The organism is Serratia symbiotica (Periphyllus acericola), assembly GCF_964019515.1.
In the GTDB taxonomy this organism is placed as follows: Bacteria; Pseudomonadota; Gammaproteobacteria; order Enterobacterales; family Enterobacteriaceae; genus Serratia; species Serratia symbiotica_D.
This window is the reverse complement of the sequence record NZ_OZ026452.1, coordinates 1,804,047-1,823,562: the sequence shown is the minus strand read 5'-3', so window position 1 is coordinate 1,823,562 and position 19,516 is coordinate 1,804,047. Positions and strand designations below refer to the sequence as shown.

The 19,516-nt window shown below is 50.9% G+C and carries 10 protein-coding genes, 1 tRNA gene and 8 pseudogenes; 16 read left to right on the top strand and 3 right to left on the bottom strand.

The features are described from left to right. Positions 1 to 43: 43 nt before the first annotated feature. A pseudogene (locus AACL06_RS09990) lies at positions 44 to 1,118 on the top strand (replication-associated recombination protein A). A gap of 310 nt (positions 1,119 to 1,428) precedes the next feature. After that, the gene (gene serS, locus AACL06_RS09985) at positions 1,429 to 2,721 is read left to right on the top strand and encodes a serine--tRNA ligase (protein ID WP_339037097.1); all 1,293 of its coding nucleotides are present in this window, start codon (positions 1,429 to 1,431) and stop codon (positions 2,719 to 2,721) included. A 123-nt stretch (positions 2,722 to 2,844) separates the two neighbouring features. On the opposite strand, the pseudogene AACL06_RS09980 reads toward serS, so the two are convergent. After that, a pseudogene (locus AACL06_RS09980) lies at positions 2,845 to 4,366 on the bottom strand (YcaO-like family protein); the annotation flags it as partial. Positions 4,367 to 4,802: 436 nt separating this feature from the next. Between AACL06_RS09980 and serC the strand changes: the two are divergent. The 11 genes and pseudogenes from serC to AACL06_RS09920 form a co-directional block, all read left to right on the top strand. Next, positions 4,803 to 5,888, top strand: coding sequence for a 3-phosphoserine/phosphohydroxythreonine transaminase (serC, locus tag AACL06_RS09975; RefSeq protein ID WP_339037095.1), 1,086 nt, complete (start codon positions 4,803 to 4,805; stop codon positions 5,886 to 5,888). Between the two features lie 228 nt (positions 5,889 to 6,116). Beyond that, positions 6,117 to 7,403: a 3-phosphoshikimate 1-carboxyvinyltransferase gene (gene aroA / locus AACL06_RS09970; protein WP_339037094.1), complete on the top strand. Its 1,287-nt coding sequence runs from the start codon at positions 6,117 to 6,119 to the stop codon at positions 7,401 to 7,403. A 274-nt stretch (positions 7,404 to 7,677) separates the two neighbouring features. Beyond that, complete coding sequence (cmk, locus tag AACL06_RS09965) at positions 7,678 to 8,367, top strand: (d)CMP kinase (RefSeq protein WP_339037092.1); 690 nt, start codon at positions 7,678 to 7,680, stop codon at positions 8,365 to 8,367. A 182-nt stretch (positions 8,368 to 8,549) separates the two neighbouring features. Continuing rightward, positions 8,550 to 10,226: a 30S ribosomal protein S1 gene (gene rpsA / locus AACL06_RS09960; protein ID WP_339038404.1), complete on the top strand. Its 1,677-nt coding sequence runs from the start codon at positions 8,550 to 8,552 to the stop codon at positions 10,224 to 10,226. A gap of 61 nt (positions 10,227 to 10,287) precedes the next feature. Continuing rightward, positions 10,288 to 10,572 (top strand): integration host factor subunit beta, encoded by a 285-nt coding sequence (gene ihfB / locus AACL06_RS09955; RefSeq protein WP_339037090.1) that lies wholly within the window; start codon positions 10,288 to 10,290, stop codon positions 10,570 to 10,572. A 407-nt stretch (positions 10,573 to 10,979) separates the two neighbouring features. Further along, positions 10,980 to 12,831 (top strand): annotated as a pseudogene (locus AACL06_RS10740) (DNA internalization-related competence protein ComEC/Rec2). Positions 12,832 to 12,866: 35 nt separating this feature from the next. Continuing rightward, positions 12,867 to 14,618, top strand: coding sequence for a lipid A ABC transporter ATP-binding protein/permease MsbA (msbA, locus tag AACL06_RS09935; RefSeq protein WP_339037084.1), 1,752 nt, complete (start codon positions 12,867 to 12,869; stop codon positions 14,616 to 14,618). Then, the gene (gene lpxK, locus AACL06_RS09930; protein WP_339037082.1) at positions 14,615 to 15,595 is read left to right on the top strand and encodes a tetraacyldisaccharide 4'-kinase; all 981 of its coding nucleotides are present in this window, start codon (positions 14,615 to 14,617) and stop codon (positions 15,593 to 15,595) included. The genes msbA and lpxK overlap by 4 nt, the downstream gene beginning before the upstream one ends. A gap of 75 nt (positions 15,596 to 15,670) precedes the next feature. Further along, positions 15,671 to 15,889, top strand: a pseudogene (locus AACL06_RS10735) (IS1-like element transposase); the annotation flags it as partial. A gap of 25 nt (positions 15,890 to 15,914) precedes the next feature. After that, on the top strand, positions 15,915 to 16,013 hold the full coding sequence (locus AACL06_RS10730) for an IS1 family transposase (protein WP_425336943.1): 99 nt from the start codon (positions 15,915 to 15,917) through the stop codon (positions 16,011 to 16,013). Positions 16,014 to 16,119: 106 nt separating this feature from the next. Beyond that, positions 16,120 to 16,441 (top strand): annotated as a pseudogene (locus AACL06_RS09920) (integrase core domain-containing protein); the annotation flags it as partial. A 283-nt stretch (positions 16,442 to 16,724) separates the two neighbouring features. On the opposite strand, the gene AACL06_RS09915 reads toward AACL06_RS09920, so the two are convergent. Next, positions 16,725 to 16,799 (bottom strand) — tRNA-Arg (locus AACL06_RS09915). 251 nt (positions 16,800 to 17,050) lie between these two features. Here AACL06_RS09915 and AACL06_RS09910 point away from each other — a divergent pair. The 3 genes and pseudogenes from AACL06_RS09910 to AACL06_RS09900 all read left to right on the top strand — a co-directional run. Then, a pseudogene (locus AACL06_RS09910) lies at positions 17,051 to 17,153 on the top strand (cytochrome c biogenesis heme-transporting ATPase CcmA); the annotation flags it as partial. A gap of 296 nt (positions 17,154 to 17,449) precedes the next feature. After that, positions 17,450 to 18,211: a phospholipid-binding lipoprotein MlaA gene (gene mlaA, locus AACL06_RS09905; RefSeq protein WP_339038401.1), complete on the top strand. Its 762-nt coding sequence runs from the start codon at positions 17,450 to 17,452 to the stop codon at positions 18,209 to 18,211. 287 nt (positions 18,212 to 18,498) lie between these two features. Beyond that, positions 18,499 to 19,073 (top strand): annotated as a pseudogene (locus AACL06_RS09900) (transposase); the annotation flags it as partial. Between the two features lies 1 nt (position 19,074). Here the strand turns inward: AACL06_RS09900 and AACL06_RS09895 are convergent. Beyond that, positions 19,075 to 19,182, bottom strand: a pseudogene (locus AACL06_RS09895) (IS5/IS1182 family transposase); the annotation flags it as partial. Positions 19,183 to 19,516: the final 334 nt, after the last annotated feature.

The window sequence follows — 19,516 nt, the reverse complement described above, 5'->3', positions numbered from 1 at the left end:
GCTTGATTTTTCCCAAAATGAGTTCCAGCCGTTGGCCGCCCGCATGCGACCGACCACGTTGGTGCAATATATTGGCCGGCAGCATCTGTTGGCCGCTGGCAAGCCGCTGTCACTTCCGGCATTAAAGAAATCCGCGATGCGATCGAGCATGCCCTGCAAAACCGTAGTGCTGGCCGTCGCACCATCTTGTTTGTTGATGAGGTACACCGGTTCAATAAAAGCCAGCAGGATGCTTTTCTGCCACACATCAAAGACGGCACCATCACCTTTATCGGTGCGACCACCCAAAACCCCTCGTTTGAACTTAACTAGGCATTGTTGTCTCGCGCACGCGTTTATCTGCTAAAGGCGTTGGCTGCTGAGGACATCAGCCAGGTACTGGATCAGCCGATGAACGACAGCAAGTGCGGCTTAGGTGGTCGGAATATCGAATTGCCGGAAGAGATGCGCCGTATGTTGTCTGAACTGGTGGGGGGTGACGCGCGCCGGGCGCTGAACAGCTTGGAAATGATGGCTGATATGTCGGAAATCGATACCAAATGGGTGAAAGTACTGACGCCTGAATTGCTGAAAGAGGTATTGGATGAACGCAGTGCACGCTTCGACAATAAAGGGGATCGCTATTACGGCCTGATCTCTGCATTACATAAATCGGTGCGCTGTTCGGCACCAGACGCCACACTGTACTGGTATGCGCGCATTATCACTGCTGGCGGTGACCCGCTGTACGTGGCGTGCAGTCTGCTGGCGATTGCCTCTGAAGATATCGGCAACGCCGATCCGCGCGGCATGCAGGTGGCGATCGCCGCCTGGGATTGTTTCACACGCGTGGGGCCTACGGAAGGCGAACGCGCCATCGCACAGGCTGATTACTATGTGCCTGAACATCTGCGCAACACGCCGACCAAGCTGATGAAAGCGATGGGGCTGTGTGCTGAGTACCGTACGCCCAAGATGAAGACCACGCCTACGCTGCCGGTGAGAGCTATTTTCCGCCTGAAATGGTCAATACGCGTTACTATCAACCGACCTCTCGCGGGTTGGAAGGTAAAATTGGCGAGAAGCTGGCATGGCTGGCTGAACAGGATCAAAATAGCAAGACAAAACGCTACCGCTAGCGTTGCCGTTGCCGTTGCGGTAAGGTTAGCGGGTATAACTCTTCCTTGAGATGGCGATAGATCAGCCATATGTACCCTAAATAATTCGAGTTGCAGGAAGGCGCAAACGCTGTTCAGATCGGTCAGGAACCGATTTGAACAGCGTTTGCGCTGGGCGCAGGCTTAACACCAGAGATGAGGTTTATTTATCCCTAGAAGCTTAGACTATTAAGTGACTAGGGTGAGAGAGGAAAGCTAACGCACAGGCAACTTGAAGCGTAATGGGTATAAAACACAAACTTTCTTTCAATAACATAAGCACAGGATTAGCATGCTCGATCCCAATTTTCTGCGTAATGAGCGAGACGCAGTCGCCGCCAAACTGGTTCGCCGAGGCTTTAAACTCGATCTGGATCTGCTTCGTTCACAGGAAGAACGCCGCAAAGTTCTACAGGTTAAAACTGAAGCGCTGCAAGCAGAGCGTAACTCCCGATCGAAATCCATCGGTACGGCCAAAGCGCTTGGAGAAGACATAGAGCCGCTACGTGGCGAAGTGAACGAACTGGGTGAAAAGTTAGACGCCGCCAAGGCTGAGTTGGATGCGTTGCAGCGTGAAATCCGCGATTACGCCTTAACGCTACCGAACCTGCCTGACGATTCTGTGCCGTGCGGTAAATATGATAGCGAAAACCAGGAAATCAGCCGCTGGGGTGAGCCGCGCCAGTATGATTTCACCGTGCGCGACCACGTCGATCTGGGGGAAATGGCGGGGGGGCTGGATTTCGCCGCAGCAGTCAAGCTCACTGGATCGCGTTTTGTGGTGATGAAAGGGCAGATAGCCCGCATGCACCGTGCGCTATCGCAGTTCATGCTGGATCTGCATACTGAACAGCACGGCTATCTGGAAGCCTATGTCCCCTATCTGGTTAACCATACCACGCTGTATGGCACGGGTCAGCTACCGAAGTTTGGTGAAGATCTGTTCCACACCAAGTTATTGGAAGAAGAGTCAGACAACAGCAATTATGCACTGATCCCAACCGCAGAAGTGCCGTTGACCAACCTGGTACGCTACGAGATCCTGGAAGAAGGATCCCTGCCGTTAAAGATGACTGCGCATACGCCATGCTTCCGAGCTGAGGCCGGCTCTTATGGCCGCGATACCCGTGGGCTGATCCGTATGCACCAGTTTGATAAAGTTGAGATGGTGCAGATCGTGTGTCCTGAAGATTCGATGGCGGCGCTAGAAGCAATGACAGGCCATGCTGAGAAAGTGTTACAACTGCTGAACCTGCCCTATCGTAAAGTGTTACTATGCACCGGTGATATGGGGTTTGGCGCATGTAAAACCTACGATATGGAAGTGTGGTTGCCAGCGCAAAACACATACCGCGAGATTTCGTCCTGCTCCAACATGTGGGATTTTCAGGCACGGCGCATGCAGACGCGCTACCGCAGCAAAACCGAGAAGAAACCGCGTCTGGTGCATACGCTAAACGGTTCTGGCCTGGCGGTGGGCCGCACGCTGGTTGCGGTGTTGGAAAACTACCAACAGGCCGATGGCCGCATTCAGGTGCCCGAAGTGTTGCGTCCTTACATGGGGGGGGAGGAATTTATCGGCTGAAAAGCGCCTATAAATAATGCTATACCCTAAATAACTCGAGTGGTAGGAAGGCGGCAACGCTGTTCAAATCGGTGGGTAACCGATTTGAACAGTGCTTGCGCTGGGCCGCAGGCCGAACCTAAAAGTCCGCAGGCAACGATAATAGTTGCAGCGCCCCTGGTTACAGACGGAAGCGTTGAAGTCCTGCGTCCATTCAGTCCAGATTAGCGCTTGATCCCGATCGCCGCCAGCCAAGGCCATCACCGACTTCAATTCTCCGATGCGCAGGGTGTACCAGGCATTGTCTTTACCGCCGGCAATACCTAGCAACTCGGGCACACGGGTGAAGGTGAAATCGTCCGGCCCTTCGTCGTCCAACTGCTGGATCAGCGCCAGGTATTCCTCAGGCTCCCATTCGCTACCCGGCAACGCCAGCAAGGTATTGCGCAGGTGTGCCCCCATGCTATTGTTGGCCAACAGCAGGTCTTCTGCCGGGACATACCCGGCACAATGATGCGGCAAGCGTAGACGCCCAGGTGCTGGTAGTCGTCAATATAAACTTCCGCCCCTTCCTGATCAAAAATGCGCATCAGCGTGGCGAATTCTTCCTGAGTGCTGCCAGTGAAGCTCCAGTCAATAAATGGGTAATCCGCATCCTGTTTGAACATGTCCCAAGAGATCAGACCGCTGGAATCGATACAGTCAGTTTCTAGGTTAGTGTGTTCGGCGACTGCGTCATTACCAAACGTTGGGGCGGTGAACATATCGAGAGCCTTTAAGTTGTGTCCTTTTAGCAGCTCGGTCACCGTGAGTTCCAGTGCTACGCCGAAGTTGGGATGAGCGCTGAACAAGGCAAAGCAAGTGCCATTAGCAGGGTTGAATAGCACCACGCAGATCACCGGATAGTTTCCACCCAGCGAAGCGTCGTAAGACAAGATCGGGAAACCTTCTTCTTTCGGCTTGGCGATGGCTGCCACCACACCTAGATAGCGTTGTAGCACCTCGGTAGGGATCGCCGGCAGGCTAATGGTTTCCGCGATAATACGGTTTTTCGCATAGCGTTAGAACACCTCGGACAACGCCTACACATGAGCCTCATTAGTGGCGTTGTCAGCAGACATACCGTTGGAAACGTACAAGTTGCCGATGATGTTCATCGGGATATAAACGATTTGTTGGTCAGACTGGCGGATAAATGGCAGGGTGCAGACACCGCGATCACCATTGCCGGATTGCAAATCGATCAGATCGCGGGCGCTGAGTTCCTACTCTGGATCGTAAAATACGTGCAAGCGCTCGTCAAGGATGCCAGCCGGTAGTGAGCCATCGGCGGGGATTGGGAACCATTTTTCAATGGGGTAATGCGCGAAATCGCCCTCGGCGATCTGTTGGCCCAACTAAAAATCGGCTAAGAATAGTTGGTTGACAGGCACTCGAAGTATTCGCCTAAAGCGGAAACCAGCACGGCTTTTTTGCTTGCACCTTTACCGTTAGTAAAGTACAGCGGGCAATCGCGATCACGGATGTGAACCGACCAGATGTGTGGCATCGGGTTAAGCCACGAGGCTTCTTCGATATTAAAACTGAGATCGCTCAGCTTTTGTTGGTAACAGGTGATGGAGTCTTCCAGTGCGGCGTCTTTGCTAAGGATAAAAGTTTGCGTCAGGGTCTTCACTTTTTAAGCGTACTAAAACGCGTGATGATATGGGGTTTTACGCCAAAGCTCCGTGTATTCCTGGGCTATGTCCGGTTATTGAGCGTGGCGCGGCGCAGTTCCAAAAGCCGGTAGTCAAGGCGCAGGGTGCCTAACAATGCGGAGTCCCGGCTTTTGGGATGCGGCCCGAAGGGCTGTGCGATTTATGCACTCCTAGGTATGGGCCACCCACCGTCTTGCTGTGCGTTCCAATGACCGCCAGCGCCGCTCACGGGCATACATACAGCCTGTTATTGCGCACCGTGCTAGCTTGCGAGCGAAGAATAAGCATTGCAGCCGTGTAACCTGAGTGATAAAACCGCTGTGATAGTTAGCATGAGCGTTAACTTCGGGTGTATTTTGACATGCCGCTTCTTGCGGCAAGATAGAGTGAAAGTGGTGAGGGGAAATGACACAGGTTTATAATTTTAGCTCTGGCCCGGCAATGTTGCCGGCTGAAGTGTTGCGCCGCGCGGAGCAGGAACTGTGCAACTGGCACGGACTGGGTACTTCAGTAATGGAAATCAGCCACCGCAGTAAAGAATTTATCGCCGTTGCCCAGCAGTCCGAACAGGATCTACGCGATCTGCTGAAAATTCCCTCTAATTATAAAGTGCTGTTCTGCCATGGTGGTGCTCGTGCACAGTTCGCAGCATTGCCGCAGAACCTGCTTGGGGATAAAACCACCGCCGACTACATCGACGGCGGCTATTGGGCGCATAGTGCGATCAACGAAGCACAGAAATATTGCACGCCGAACGTCATCGAAGTGAAAACCCATATTGGTAACCTGAGCGGTATCAAACCGATGAAAGAGTGGCCGCTCAGCGATGGCGCGGCTTATGTCCACTACTGCCCCAATGAAACCATCGACGGCGTAGCTATCGATGAAATACCGGACTTCGGTGACAATGTGGTGATCGGCGATTACTCCTCGACCATTTTGTCTCGCCCGCTGGAGGTGAGCCGTTTCGGTGTGATTTACGCCGGCGCTCAGAAAAATATCGGCCCTGCTGGCCTGACGCTGGTGATCGTACGTGAAGAGCTACTGGGTAAGGCTCGCCGTGAAGTGCCGTCGATTCTCGATTACACCGTGCTGGCCGAGAACGATTCGATGTTAAACACCCCACCGACCTTTGCTTGGTATCTTTCCGGCATGGTGTTCAAATGGCTGAAAGAGCAGGGTGGCCTGATGGAGATGCAAAAGCGCAATCAGGCCAAGGCTGAACTGCTGTACGCCACCATCGATAACTCCGATTTCTACCACAGCCAGGTGTCGCACGCCAACCGTTCCTGGATGAACGTGCCGTTCCAGTTGGCAGATTCAGCGCTGGATAAGGTGTTCCTCAGCGAAGCGGAAGCCATCGGCTTGCAGGCGCTGAAAGGTCACCGGGTGGTTGGCGGCATGCGCGCTTCTATTTACAATGCAATGCCGTTGGCGGGTGTGCAGGCGTTAACCGACTTTATGAACGATTTTGAACGCCGCCACGGGTAAGAACCTATCCCATTAGGCTATTTTATTTACCATTTTAGACATGGGCAGGGTTCACCCTGTTCAAGGACTCCTTGTACGCTACAGTTGCTGTGCATTGTCCCTGTGCATACTGTTTGTGCTTACTGAGAGCTGTGGGCTACTTACCGCTATTGTCCTTGTGTAGTAAGGCAGCTCCAGCATTATTCTCGGAGCCGTTCCGTTCATCAGAATTTGGAGAGTTTTCTTTACATGGTGGATTCACTGACGTTACAACCGGTCGCTTTGGTCAATGGCACCGTCAACTTACCCGGCTCCAAGAGTGTATCCAACCGTGCCCTGCTGCTGGCGGCACTGGCGGAGGGAAAGACCCGGCTTACCAACCTGCTGGACAGCGACGATGTGCGTCATATGCTGAATGCATTGCGGGCATTGGGCGTAAACTATCGGCTTTCCGCTGATCGCACCGTCTGCCAAGTTGACGGTGCTGCCGGGCCGTTGGCGGCTGACCAGCCTTTGGAATTGTTCCTCGGCAATGCAGGCACTGCGATGCGGCCACTGGCAGCGGCGCTGTGTCTGAGTCATGGCGATGCGGTGTTGACGGGGGAACCGCGTATGAAAGAGCGTCCGATCGGCCACTTGGTGGACGCATTGCGCCAGGGCGGCGCGCAAATTGATTATCTGAAACAACCCGATTATCCGCCAGTGCGCCTGCGTGGCGGTTTCTTGGGAGGCGATATCACTGTCGATGGTAGCGTCTCCAGCCAGTTTTTGACCTCGTTACTGATGACTGCACCGCTGGCTCCACAGGATACGCAGATCCATATCAAGGGTGAGTTGGTCTCCAAACCATACATCGACATTACGCTGCACCTGATGCGCAGCTTTGGCGTTGAAGTTAGCCACGACAATTATCGGGGGTTCCACGTTCAGGGACGTCAAACTTACCGTTCATCGGGCGATTACCTAGTGGAGGGGGATGCTTCTTCAGCCTCTTACTTCTTGGCTGCAGCGGCGATTAAAGGTGGCACCGTGCGTGTGACCGGTATCGGCCGCAAAAGTGTGCAGGGTGACACCAAGTTTGCCAACGTGTTAGAAAAAATGGGCGCGCGCATCACCTGGGGCGATGATTTTATCGAGTGTAGTTATGGCGAACTATATGGCATCGACATGGATGTGAATTCTATTCCAGATGCAGCGATGACCATTGCTACCACTGCACTGTTTGCCAAGGGGCCGACTACCTTGCGCAATATCTATAACTGGCGAGTGAAGGAAACCGACCGTCTGGCGGCGATGGCCACCGAGTTGCGCAAAGTGGGCGCAGAGGTTGACGAAGATGAGGACTCTATCCATGTGGTGCCGCCCGCTAAGCTGAAGTTCGCTGCTATCGACACTTATAACGATCATCGCATGGCGATGTGTTTTTCGCTGGTGGCGTTGTCGGATACACCTGTTACCATCCTTGACCCGCAATGCACAGCGAAAACCTTCCCAGACTATTTCGAACAGCTAGCGCAGATCAGCCGGTTGGAGTAACGATCAGAGCATTTATTTCAAGGCTCCTTGGGTGGAAATTTATCGTATTTATTGCCGAATAATTGTTATTTTTCTATGCTTTTTCGCGGTTATACGCTTATTTTTATGCAACAAGACCGTTCCGAGGTAACAGTTCACAGCATGGCAGCGTATACTGCGCCACAGTATCTGCCCCCTATTGGGCAATCGGCAGGGGCGCTGGCAACCAGACCTTCATATTAATTTGAGGACTGGCAATGTTCCTGTGAGGTTTTCTACCTGAAAGGAGAGAGAAATGACGGCTACAGCCCCGGTGATAACCGTTGATGGGCCAAGTGGCGCTGGCAAAGGCACGCTGTGTAAAGCCATAGCCGAATCCCTTGGTTGGCGTTTGCTTGATTCTGGCGCGATCTATCGTGTGCTGGCGATGGCGGCGTTACATCATCAGGTGGATATCACTTCTGAGGAAGCGCTGGTTCCGTTGGCCGCACATCTCGATGCTTGCTTTGTCGCTCAGGATGGCAAGCTGCTGGTGGTTTTGGAAGGTGAGGACGTCAGCAATCAGATCCGTACGGGAACCGTCGGCAACACCGCTTCGAGGGCGGCTAAGTTACCACGGGTGCGCGAGGCGTTGCTACGCCGCCAGCGCGCGTTTCGTGAGGAGCCTGGCCTGGTTGCCGATGGCCGCGATATGGGCACGGTGGTGTTCCCGGATGCCCCGGTTAAAATTTTCCTTGATGCCACCGCTGAAGAGCGTGCGCAGCGCCGTAGGCTACAGTTGCAGGAAAGGGGCTTTAATGTTAACTTTAAACGTCTTTTAGCCGAGATACGGGAACGGGATGACCGTGACCGTAATCGGGCTATCGCGCCTCTGGTGCCTGCCTCCGATGCCTTTGTGCTGGATTCAACCAGCTTGTCGATCGGGGCAGTCATCCAGCAAGCGTTGGGTTATGTACAGAAAATCATGGCGTTACCGCAGCAATAAGTGTAGTGGCACTGTTGGTTTTTTACCCTATTTTTCATAGAAGTACCGCAATGTAGTGGGTAAAATTTACCCTTATAGCCTAAACTCTGTCGGCATGGATCCAATGGCGGGGTATGTAAAACAACCCCATTCGGCGGGATGCTGGATGGACGTTAAACTAAAGAATCTTGAAGATTAACAACATGACTGAATCTTTCGCTCAACTCTTTGAAGAATCGCTGAAAACAATCGAAACCCGTCCAGGCTCCATCGTTCGTGGCACTGTCGTTGCTATCGATAAAGATGTCGTACTGGTTGACGCTGGTCTGAAGTCTGAGTCTACCATCCCGGCTGAGCAGTTCAAAAACGTACAGGGCGAGCTGGAAATCCAGGTTGGTGACGAAGTTGACGTTGCGCTGGACGCTGTTGAAGATGGTTTCGGTGAAACCCTGCTATCCCGTGAAAAAGCTAAGCGTCACGAAGCTTGGATCACGCTGGAAAAAGCTTATGAAGACGCTGAAACTGTCGTCGGTGTTATCAACGGCAAAGTTAAGGGTGGTTTCACCGTCGAGCTGAACGGCATTCGGGCGTTCCTGCCAGGTTCCCTGGTTGACGTGCGTCCGGTACGCGACACGTTGCACCTGGAAGGCAAAGAGCTTGAGTTTAAAGTCATCAAGCTGGATCAGAAACGCAACAACGTTGTGGTTTCTCGTCGTGCGGTTATTGAATCTGAGAACAGTGCAGAGCGCGATCAACTTCTGGAAAAGTTGCAAGAAGGCATGGAAGTTAAAGGTATCGTTAAGAACCTCACTGACTACGGTGCATTCGTTGATCTGGGCGGTGTAGATGGCCTGCTGCACATCACTGATATGGCTTGGAAACGCGTTAAGCACCCAAGTGAAATCGTCAATGTGGGTGATGAAATCACCGTTAAAGTGCTGAAGTTCGACCGCGAGCGTACTCGTGTTTCCCTGGGCCTGAAACAACTAGGCGAAGATCCATGGGTGGCTATCGCTAAACGTTACCCTGAAAGCATAAAACTCACAGGTTGTGTTACCAACCTGACTGATTACGGTTGCTTTGTAGAAATCGAAGAAGGTGTTGAAGGTTTGGTACACGTTTCTGAAATGGATTGGACCAACAAAAACATCCACCCATCCAAAGTTGTTAACGTGGGCGATGTAGTAGAAGTGATGGTTCTGGACATTGATGAAGAACGTCGTCGCATTTCTCTGGGCTTGAAGCAGTGCAAATCTAACCCATGGCAGCAGTTCGCAGAAACTCACAACAAAGGTGATCGTGTTGAAGGTAAAATCAAGTCTATTACTGACTTTGGTATCTTCATCGGCCTGGATGGTGGCATCGACGGCCTGGTTCACCTGTCTGACATTTCCTGGAATGTTGCGGGCGAAGAAGCAGTTCGTGATTACAAAAAAGGTGACGAAATTGCCGCGGTTGTTTTGCAAGTTGATGCAGAGCGCGAGCGTATCTCTTTGGGTGTGAAGCAACTGGCTGAAGATCCCTTCAATAATTACCTGTTTATTAATAAGAAAGGGACTATTGTTACGGGTAAAGTCACCGCAGTTGACGCCAAAGGTGCTACAGTTGAATTAGCAGGTGGTGTAGAAGGTTACCTGCGTGTATCTGAAGCCTCTCGTAACCGCATTGAAGATGCAACTTTGGTTCTTAACGTTGGTGATGAAGTTGAAGCCAAGTTCACCGGCGTTGACCGTAAGAACCGCGTAGTAAGCCTGTCTGTATGTGCTAAGGACGAAGCTGATGAGAAAGATACCATCGCAACTGTTAACCACAAACAGGAAGAAGGCAACAACTTCCTCAACGCAATGGCTGAAGCTTTCAAAGCGGCTAAAGGCGAGTAATGACGGGGGCGGGTTTCTGGCCGCCAGATACGGTAGTTTAGCTGCAAAGCTTGGAGGAATTATGATCAAGTCTGAACTTATCGAAAGACTTGCTAGTCAGCAATCTCGTATCCCTGCGAAGACCGTTGAGGATGCAGTGAAAGAGATGCTTGAACATATGGCTGTAACACTGGCTTATGGTGAACGCATTGAGATCCGTGGGTTTGGCAGTTTTTCTCTTCACTACCGTACCCCGCGTGTGGGTCGCAACCCAAAAACAGGTGATAAAGTGGAGCTGGATGGCAAGTACGTTCCTCACTTTAAGCCTGGTAAAGAGTTACGTGATCGCGCCAATATCTACGGCTAATCGCTGAACTGTCCATATGTTTTTTCCATATATTTTTGCTTGCTGTTTAGTCATTTTATGCTCCTCCCACCTGACTTCTTCTTGCGTGCAGTGCCTTGGTTCAACATCAATAAATGAAACCTTAATCGTTAATCTGCGGCGTTTATCGCGAGTCATCGCAAGGGCGCTAGCACTTGCCGAATGAAAGGTGAAGAATCCCGTCGGCTAGCTGTAATACGCGGCTGTGCATTGTTTGTTTAATGGGAGAAAGGCCGATCAAAATCTCGTTGGATCTGGCGGTTATTGCCATTGTCTGTGGCATTTTGCCCTTTCTTGTACTGCCAAAATTGCCTGATATGTTGACAACATGGCTGGTTGTTTTTCCTTTCAGCCTGATGCTGCGTGACTGACGGGTCGCTTGTCAATTTATCGGTTTGGGATCGTTGGGATTTCTGTGGGCGGTTTTCAATGCTGGAAATTTTCTGGGGCAAGCTAAACGGTTGAGCCGTGGCCATGAGGTAACGGCAGTGGTACAGGTTATCGGCGCTACTCTACTACCTGTGCCAGCAAACAAACGCGGATGCGAATAGAACAGGTTAACGGACGTTGGCTCACCCAATCCATCGCCTTTGCCACGACTTTGCAGCCGGATGAACAACGATTTTATGCTGGACAGCGTTAGCAGCTTCGGCTGCGCATGAGGCCGGTGCATGGCAAGTTGAACCAAGGTGGGTTTGACAGCCAACGTTGGTCGATGGCACAACGTCAGCCACTGACTGGTCAAGTCAAACATGCCAGCCTGCTTGACGGCAACGCATTATCAGCCATGTTGAGAACAACATGGCTGACTTGCGCTATAAATCGGTACTACTGGCTCTGGCCTTTGGTGAACGAGGCTTGCTGGAACCCACGTTGCGCACTTTGATGCTAAAAACGGGCATTGCGCACCTGATGGCCATTTCAGGCTTGCATGTGACTATGGCGGCTATCCTAATTTGGGCGGGCGGCTCAGTGGCTATTGCCTGCCCACCTCAATTGGTTACCGTTTCCCTCTTATAGCCAGTTGGCTTGGTACGTTGGTGTATGTTTGGCTGGCTGGCGCACAGCCTCCAGCAATACGCACCGCACTGGCATTGACACTGTGGATGCTGCTGCGTCTACGTGGTGTTCACTGCGTTTCTTGGCAGGTGTGGCTATGGTGCGTAGGGTTAATTCTGCTTTACGATCCGCTAGTGACGGTGCCGTTGATTCTACTGGCGGTGATCTACGGTGCTTTGCCAGCATTGGGCAGTGGGCTATGGGGGCTGGCCGATCTGACACTGCTGTGGGTCTTTACGCCACTGCAATATATGCAGCGAGGCCGGATCGATCTGGGCGCTGCCTCATTGTTGGCTAGCGCTGCGGGCTGGCTACTGGTGATTTGCTGGCGCTTTCACGGGTGGTGGCGTTATGCGTCGGGATGGCTCACGGTAGCGATCTGTTGCGTGCTGTGGCGCGAAAAATAACCCGCATACCGTTGGCGGTTTGATATTCTGGACGTAGGCCATGGCCTTGTGGTAGTGATCGAGCTAAATGGCAAAGGGGTACTGATACTGGTGATCGCTGGGCAGCATGTAGTGCTGCCGAACGCCATATTTTGCCTATGCTAAATTGGCGGGGTATCGAACTGGAATACATTAGCCATGATCATCTTGATAATATCGGTGGGCTGGAAGATGTGCAGCAGGCGTTTCCACAGGCGAGAGTACGCAGCCAGATACCTAACTCAGGCCATTTACCTTGCGTAGCCGGAGAAAGCTGGCAGTGGCAATCGCTGCAATTTGAGGTGTTGTGGCCACCGAAAGCGCTGAAAAGACCGATCAATGATGACTCCTGTGTGATCCGCGTGGATGGCGGCCAATTTAGCTTATTACTGACTGGTGACGTGGAAAAGAAAGCGGAGGCACAGTTGCTCAGGTTACAGCGCGATAAGCTGGCGGTGTTACCCTACTGCAAGTTCCGCACCACGGCAGTAAAACCTCTTCATTGCCGCCTTTTTTTCGTGCGGTTGCACCTGAAGCAGCGTTGGCTTTGGCATCTCGTTACCACAAATGGCGATTACCTGCGGTGAAGGTTGTCGCCAGATATCTGGCAAATGGCATCATATGGCGCGATACTTCCTACTTAGGCCAGTTATCGGTGCTTTTTTTCGACAACGATTGGCAAATTAAAGACTTTCGTGAACAATTAATGCCCCGTTGGTATCACCAGCGATTTGGCGTAGAGGGTAATAATGAGTAAAATAAGCCGCTATTTCTTCCGATGCTGGTATTTGCATGATGAATGATAATGATCTCTCCACCTGGCAGACTTTCTGTCGCCTCTGGCCGATGATCACGCCTTTTAGGGCCGGCCTGATTGTGGCTGGTTTAGCATTAATTGTGAACGCGGGCAGCGACGCCTTTATGCTGTCTTTGCTTAAACCTTTATTGGACGACGGTTTTGGAAAAACCGAGGATAGTATCCTACAGTGGATGCCGATGGCCATTATTGGTTTGATGGTGGTGCGCGGTACAACCAGCTTTATTTCCAGCTATTGCATTTCCTGGGTTTCCGGCATGGTGGTGATGCATATGCGCCGCCGTCTATTTTGCCACATGATGAGAATGCCGGTTTCTTTCTTTGATCAACAGTCTACTGGCACGTTGTTGTCCCGCATTACCTACGATTCAGAGCAGGTAGCATCATCCTCTTCCAGCGCGCTGGTGATTGTGGTGCGTGAAAGCGCATCGATTATCGCACTGTTCTGTATGATGTTTTATTACAGCTGGCAGCTTTCGGTGATCCTGATCGTGCTGTCACCTATCGTGTCAATTGCGATCCGCATCGTGTCCAAGCGGTTCCGTAATATCAGCAAAAACATGCAAAATACTATGGGGCAAGTGACCACTAGTGCCGAGCAAATGCTGAAGGGGCATAAAGAGGTATTGATTTTTGGCGGGCAACAGGTCGAAACCGATCGCTTCAACTCGGTTAGCAATCGCATGCGCCAACAGGGCATGAAGTTGGTATCCGCTTCCTCCATCTCCGACCCTATTATCCAACTGATCGCCTCTTTAGCCTTGGCCTTTGTACTGTATGCCGCCAGCTTCCCGAGTGTGATGGAAACACTTACCGCCGGTACTATTACCGTGGTGTTCTCCTCCATGATCGCCTTGATGCGTCCGCTGAAATCGCTAACTAACGTCAACGCCCAGTTCCAGCGCGGTATGGCGGCCTGTCATACCTTATTCTCAATTTTGGATATGGAGCAGGAGAAAGATATCGGCACTTGTCAAGTGGCGCGTGCGAAAGGCGATATCGAATTCCGTAACGTGACCTTCTATTACCCAGGTAGAGAAATTCCGGCGCTGCGTAATATCAACCTGAGCATTTCGGAAGGTAAAACTATGGCATTGGTAGGCCGATCCGGTTCAGGCAAGTCGACAATTGCCAACTTATTGACCCGTTTTTACGATATTCAGGAAGGTGAGATCCTGATGCATGGGCATGACCTGCGTGAATATACGTTGGCTTCTCTACGGGATCAGGTAGCGCTGGTTTCGCAAAACGTTCATCTGTTCAACGACACCATCGCTAATAATATTGCTTACGCACATGAAGCACGCTATAGCCGCGAAGAAATCGAGAAAGCGGCGCGTATGGCCTATGCGATGGACTTTATCGATAAGATGGATAATGGGTTGGATACGGTAATCGGTGAGAACGGCGTAACGCTGTCCGGTGGTCAACGCCAGCGCATCGCCATCGCGCGTGCATTGCTGCGTGATTGCCCGATCCTGATCCTGGACGAGGCAACTTCAGCACTAGATACTGAGTCTGAGCGCGCTATTCAGGCGGCGTTGGACGAACTGCATAAAGATCGCACTTCATTGGTGATCGCTCACCGTTTGTCAACGATTGAAAAGGCGGATGAAATTCTGGTGATCGAGGAAGGTCGCATTGTTGAACGTGGTGAACATGTTGCATTACTCGACGAGCAAGGTGTCTATGCGCAATTGTATCGTTTGCAATTTGGTCAAGAATGATTGACCGCGTCTGGTCAGGTAGCTCTCTGCTTTATCTGATACTGCTGCCGTTGTCTTGGTTGTATGGCCTAGTCAGTACGCTTATCCGCTTTAGTTATCGTTGCGGCCTGCGTAAAAGCTGGCGCGCACCGGTTCCGGTGGTGATAGTCGGCAACCTAACCGCTGGTGGTAATGGCAAAACGCCGATAGTGATCTGGTTGGTGGAGCAATTGCAGCAACGAGGTTACCGGGTTGGTGTAGTATCACGCGGTTACGGCGGTAAATCTGCGGTTTATCCGTTGGTGCTTAGTCAGAACACCTCCCCCCATGAGGCGGGTGATGAACCTGTGCTTATTTATCAGCGTACCGGCGCACCGGTGGCTATTGCACCTAAACGATCTGATGCGATTCAGGCATTACTACAGCAGCATCAGCTTGATGTGGTGATCACTGACGATGGCTTACAGCATTATGCGTTGCAGCGTGACTTCGAACTGGTCGTGATCGACGGCGTACGTCGCTTTGGTAACGGTTGGTGGCTACCGGCAGGGCCGATGCGTGAACGTGCAGCGCGTCTCAATAGCGTGGACGCGTGCATTGCCAACGGCGGCGTGGCGCAGGTGGGGGAAATCGCTATGCGCCTGCGCGCGAGTGAGGCGGTGAATATGCTCAGTGGCGAGCGTTGTCCAGTGGCTGAATTAACAAATGTGGTGGCGGTGGCGGGTATCGGTCATCCACCACGTTTTTTCGCTATGTTGGACAAGCTGGGAACTGATGTCGAACAAGAAGTGGCATTTGCCGATCATCAGAAGTACCAGTTGGCGTCACTGTCGGCGCTAACGCCAGTAGGGCAAACGCTGTTGATCACGGAAAAGGATGCGGTAAAATGCCATGCTTTTGCTCAGCCCAACTGGTGGTATCTGCCAGTTGATGCGGTATTGCCATCCGTCGAGGCGGAAAAACTGCTGAAAAAAATTGAAAACCTGCTGATTAATTGACATCATTGCTGATGCCTTTAATTGGCTTAATTTGCTGTACAATACCGGTTTTTAGGTTCATCATGACCTGCGTTAATGGTTCATCGTCCCCATTGTGCTTCTGCTCTGGTTCACCGTGATAGTCAGAACCCTAAATGCTAGAAGCGTTTCCCCAGCCCAACTACACATATCAGGCCAGGAAGCCCGACGTTAAAGAGCCAATCGTTGATATGGCCTTCAACGGCGCTGGGGTTCGCGATATAGCAACGACCCTTAAAAATCGGTATCAACAGGGTTCTCCGCACTTTAAAAAACTTGCGTCTAAGCGAATAGTACCCTCATCAAAAGAGTAGCTCGCAAAACTCTCTGCTTCTCACGTTCTATTGCGTTGCATGAAAACGTCATCGTTTCCTTCATTGATAAACACAGGTTCGACTAATTAGATGCATCACCTTTCTCCCCATTTATACTCGTTTGAAACCATCTGTAATGGTCAACCAACATCGGACACTGATTTAGGCACATTTTTGTAATCGACGTTCATAATTGCGCTGTTTCGTGACTATCCGGTGACGATAAGAACAGATCAGGGGACTGAATTTACCTGCCGGGCACTAGACCAATAGGCTGATGAGCATGGTGTGGAGTTGCGATTGAACCAGCCAGGTAAAGCCGACATAGAACGGGTTTATCGAGAGTATTAACGAACGTTTTAGCGATGAATACCTTAATGAACACGTGTTCAGTGATGTCAGTCACGCGCGGGGAATAATCAATGAATGGCGTAAGGAGCATAGCGAGTGCCGACCGCACTCAGCACTGAATTATTTGACGCCGTATGAATTTGCAACTGAGTGGCGAAACTGAGAAATAGTGAGTAAACAAACTGACATTGCTAACTGAACGTTGTATCTAATCCTGGGGCAGGTCTGTGAGTTTCACCGGTTTATCGGTAGGTTTTGTCTTATTTACCCTTGCTTCATTGAGGGCTATTGCATACATATCCCTGTGTTGGTACAAACCAAATCGAACTTACCATACCAACAAGTAAGCGGGGCGGTGGGTGGAATTTGGTAGACGAAGTGAGTTGATTAACTCATTAATTTTGTGTGATAAAGCTAGTTTTTGTAGACGTCGGTAGACAGCAAAATGGTGTCCCCGACTGGAATCGAACCAGTAACTAGCCCTTAGGAGTGGCTTGTTATATCCGTTTAACTACGGGGACTCTATGGAACGGTAGCCTAAGCTGCCGAGTATTATACCTTTTATTACTTTCAGAACAAGTACTTACCGGTGCGTTTGCTTATTTACTCACCAAGTGCTCATCTATTTATTCGCTAGGTTGGCTGTGAACACGGTTTTTTTCCTAGGTATCAGGCGCATTGTCGTCTATTTATGCTTTGGAGCATACGCAGCGGGCTGCATGCGGCTTATGCTAGGGGATTCGCTATCCCAAAGAGACATGTGTACCTTTAGATGTGGCAAGTCAAAGGTTTGAGTGGTGTGCGCGATGAACGCTCCCTGTTTAGTAAGCTAAACTTTTCGGTGCATCCTGGCGAAATTCATTCAGGTCGCAGGGTAAAACGGCGCAGTTAAGGCCAGTCTGCTGCGTATTTTGGCTGGTTTGGCGGGCAGGCGTTGCTGAGGGATGCAATATGCGACAAAATAGGCCTCAACAGGGGAAAGCTACGATCAGGCGCCGCATTGCGCAAGCAAAAACACAGGCTTGCGAATAAACTGTTAAACTTAGTGTCAATAGACGCTGCTGCTGGAGGCAGCTAAGCTATTACAGAACCTCAGCAGTAAAGAGCAGGTTAGAGTTCAAATAAACAAGCGGGTACCCTGAAAAAACGAACGTGTTTTATGGAAAAAAATATGAACTTTCGCCTGACTGGGCTGGCTTTTGCAACGGTATTATTGGTGGGCTGCGCCAGTGCGCCAGATAATGAATCACCGGGGCGATCTGATCCTCTTGAAGGGTTTAACCGGACGATGTTTGACTTTAACTATAACGTTTTGGACCCCTATGTACTGCGCCCGGTGGCGGTAGCTTGGCGTGACTATCTGCCAATGTCGGCGCGTGACGGACTGAGCAACTTCACCTCTAATCTGGAAGAGCCAGCCAGCATGGTTAATGCATTCCTAAAGGGGGACCCGTACCGTGGGATGATCCATTTTAACCGTTTCTTCCTGAATACCCTGTTGGGAATGGTGGGGCTGATCGACGTGGCTGGCATGGCCAACCCGACACTGGTGCGAGAAGAATCAAACCGTTTTGGCAGAACCTTGGGACATTATAATGTTGGCTATGGCCCATACGTGATGCTACCGGGCTACGGTAGTTTCACCTTGCGTGAAGATCTCTGCGACTGGGCGGATGCGTTCTACCCGATGCTAAGTTACTTGACCTTCTGGATGTCGGCGGGCAAATGGGTGGTTGAAGGCATTGAAACTCGTGCCCAGTTGCTGGATTATGATGGCCTGCTCCGCAACTCTTCCGACCCTTACATGATGGTGCGTGAAGCCTACTTCCAACGTCATGACTTTATCGCCAAAGGCGGTTCGCTAAAGCCGGATGAAAACCAGAATGCCAAAGCGATCCAGGGGGATTTAGACGAGATCGATTCGGCACAGTAAGCCCCACGATGAAAAACCGCCCGCAAGTTAATAACCTATCTCATTAGGTAATTTTATTTGCCACTTTGGCCCTGGGCAGTTCTCTCCATCCTCACGTACTCCATGTACGCTGTGGCTGTTGCGTAATGTCCGTTTCTGCATGGATAAAGGCTATCCAGTCGAGAAAAAAAGAGTCTGAAGGCATTAAGACCAGGCTGTGTTCCTTAATCACTTAAGCTATAGTAATTGTCTGTTTCTACAACATATAAAACTATGGTTTGCTACGATCTTCCCAAGGAAGGTTATAGATACTGTGTTCAGGAGTATCATAGCGCGATTTACTTAAGCGATATGGCCCATGTAAAACCTTTTATAACGGCTTTAAACGATGGTTGACGTATGGAGTTATTAACATTATTTTCAACAGGTTACTTTCATACCTTTATGCTCATGGCCTTGCTGACTGGTTTGCCACCGCTCTGGATGGCAGTAATATCTGGGCTATCATATGTGCTGTCGGTGCTTAAAAAAACCGATATCACTGGAGATAACAGCCTAGGTCGCTCGCGCAGTGGTTATGGCACCAAAATCCATATGGCAATAGACGCAAGCGGTATCCCGTTAAATATCATGCTGATTTTCGGACAGGCCTACAAATGTCAGTTCGCGTTACGCCATCTGGAGGGTATTGGCGTGCAGCGTGGGAAGGGGCAGCATGAAACTTTGTATACGTCTGGTGTTGGCTGATAATGCTTACTTTGGGCATACACAGCGTAACGAGCTGAAACGCAGAGGGATAAAAACTATTATCCCCCGAAAATCAAACGTGAAATTAGTTTCGGATGGACGTTCAAGACTCGATCATGATGCTTACCGCCACCGCAGGTGATGGAATCCCGGTTGATGAGTGCTTTACTGTAGGTGCTCCAGTGGGTGATTCTGAACTTCTGCTTTGCCACGGGACTGCCTCTATTGTCAGGGGGATGCGTGATCTGATCCTAAATACGGCGTTGTTGAATAAATCGGATTTGGAATAAGAGAGTCCCCTGAATGGGCATCTTTTAGGCAACGCCCCGGGCTTATACACGCGGAACAGATAATGACCTGTTATTTAAGTTAGGGCGATAATACCGAGAGTCAGGCCAGTAACCTCCGCTGTTCCGCAGCGATAACAGCTGCGGTCTCCCAGTTATCCTGCTTAGAGCCTTTAGGTATTGGTGCCCACCATACATAGCCTAGCACGACCGACAGTAACCTAATCGCAATTAACTTTTTATTCTTATTACCTCAATGTTTGATCATCTTGAAACACTGTGCCTGGCACTA

Excerpts from the sequence above, each read along its gene's own strand:
- aroA (WP_339037094.1), top strand. The coding sequence starts at position 6,117 with ATGGTGGATTCACTGACGTTACAACCGGTCGCTTTGGTCAATGGCACC.
- msbA (WP_339037084.1), top strand. The coding sequence starts at position 12,867 with ATGATGAATGATAATGATCTCTCCACCTGGCAGACTTTCTGTCGCCTC.
- cmk (WP_339037092.1), top strand. The coding sequence starts at position 7,678 with ATGACGGCTACAGCCCCGGTGATAACCGTTGATGGGCCAAGTGGCGCT.
- serC (WP_339037095.1), top strand. The coding sequence starts at position 4,803 with ATGACACAGGTTTATAATTTTAGCTCTGGCCCGGCAATGTTGCCGGCT.
- rpsA (WP_339038404.1), top strand. The coding sequence starts at position 8,550 with ATGACTGAATCTTTCGCTCAACTCTTTGAAGAATCGCTGAAAACAATC.
- serS (WP_339037097.1), top strand. The coding sequence starts at position 1,429 with ATGCTCGATCCCAATTTTCTGCGTAATGAGCGAGACGCAGTCGCCGCC.
- ihfB (WP_339037090.1), top strand. The coding sequence starts at position 10,288 with ATGATCAAGTCTGAACTTATCGAAAGACTTGCTAGTCAGCAATCTCGT.
- mlaA (WP_339038401.1), top strand. The coding sequence starts at position 17,450 with ATGAACTTTCGCCTGACTGGGCTGGCTTTTGCAACGGTATTATTGGTG.
- lpxK (WP_339037082.1), top strand. The coding sequence starts at position 14,615 with ATGATTGACCGCGTCTGGTCAGGTAGCTCTCTGCTTTATCTGATACTG.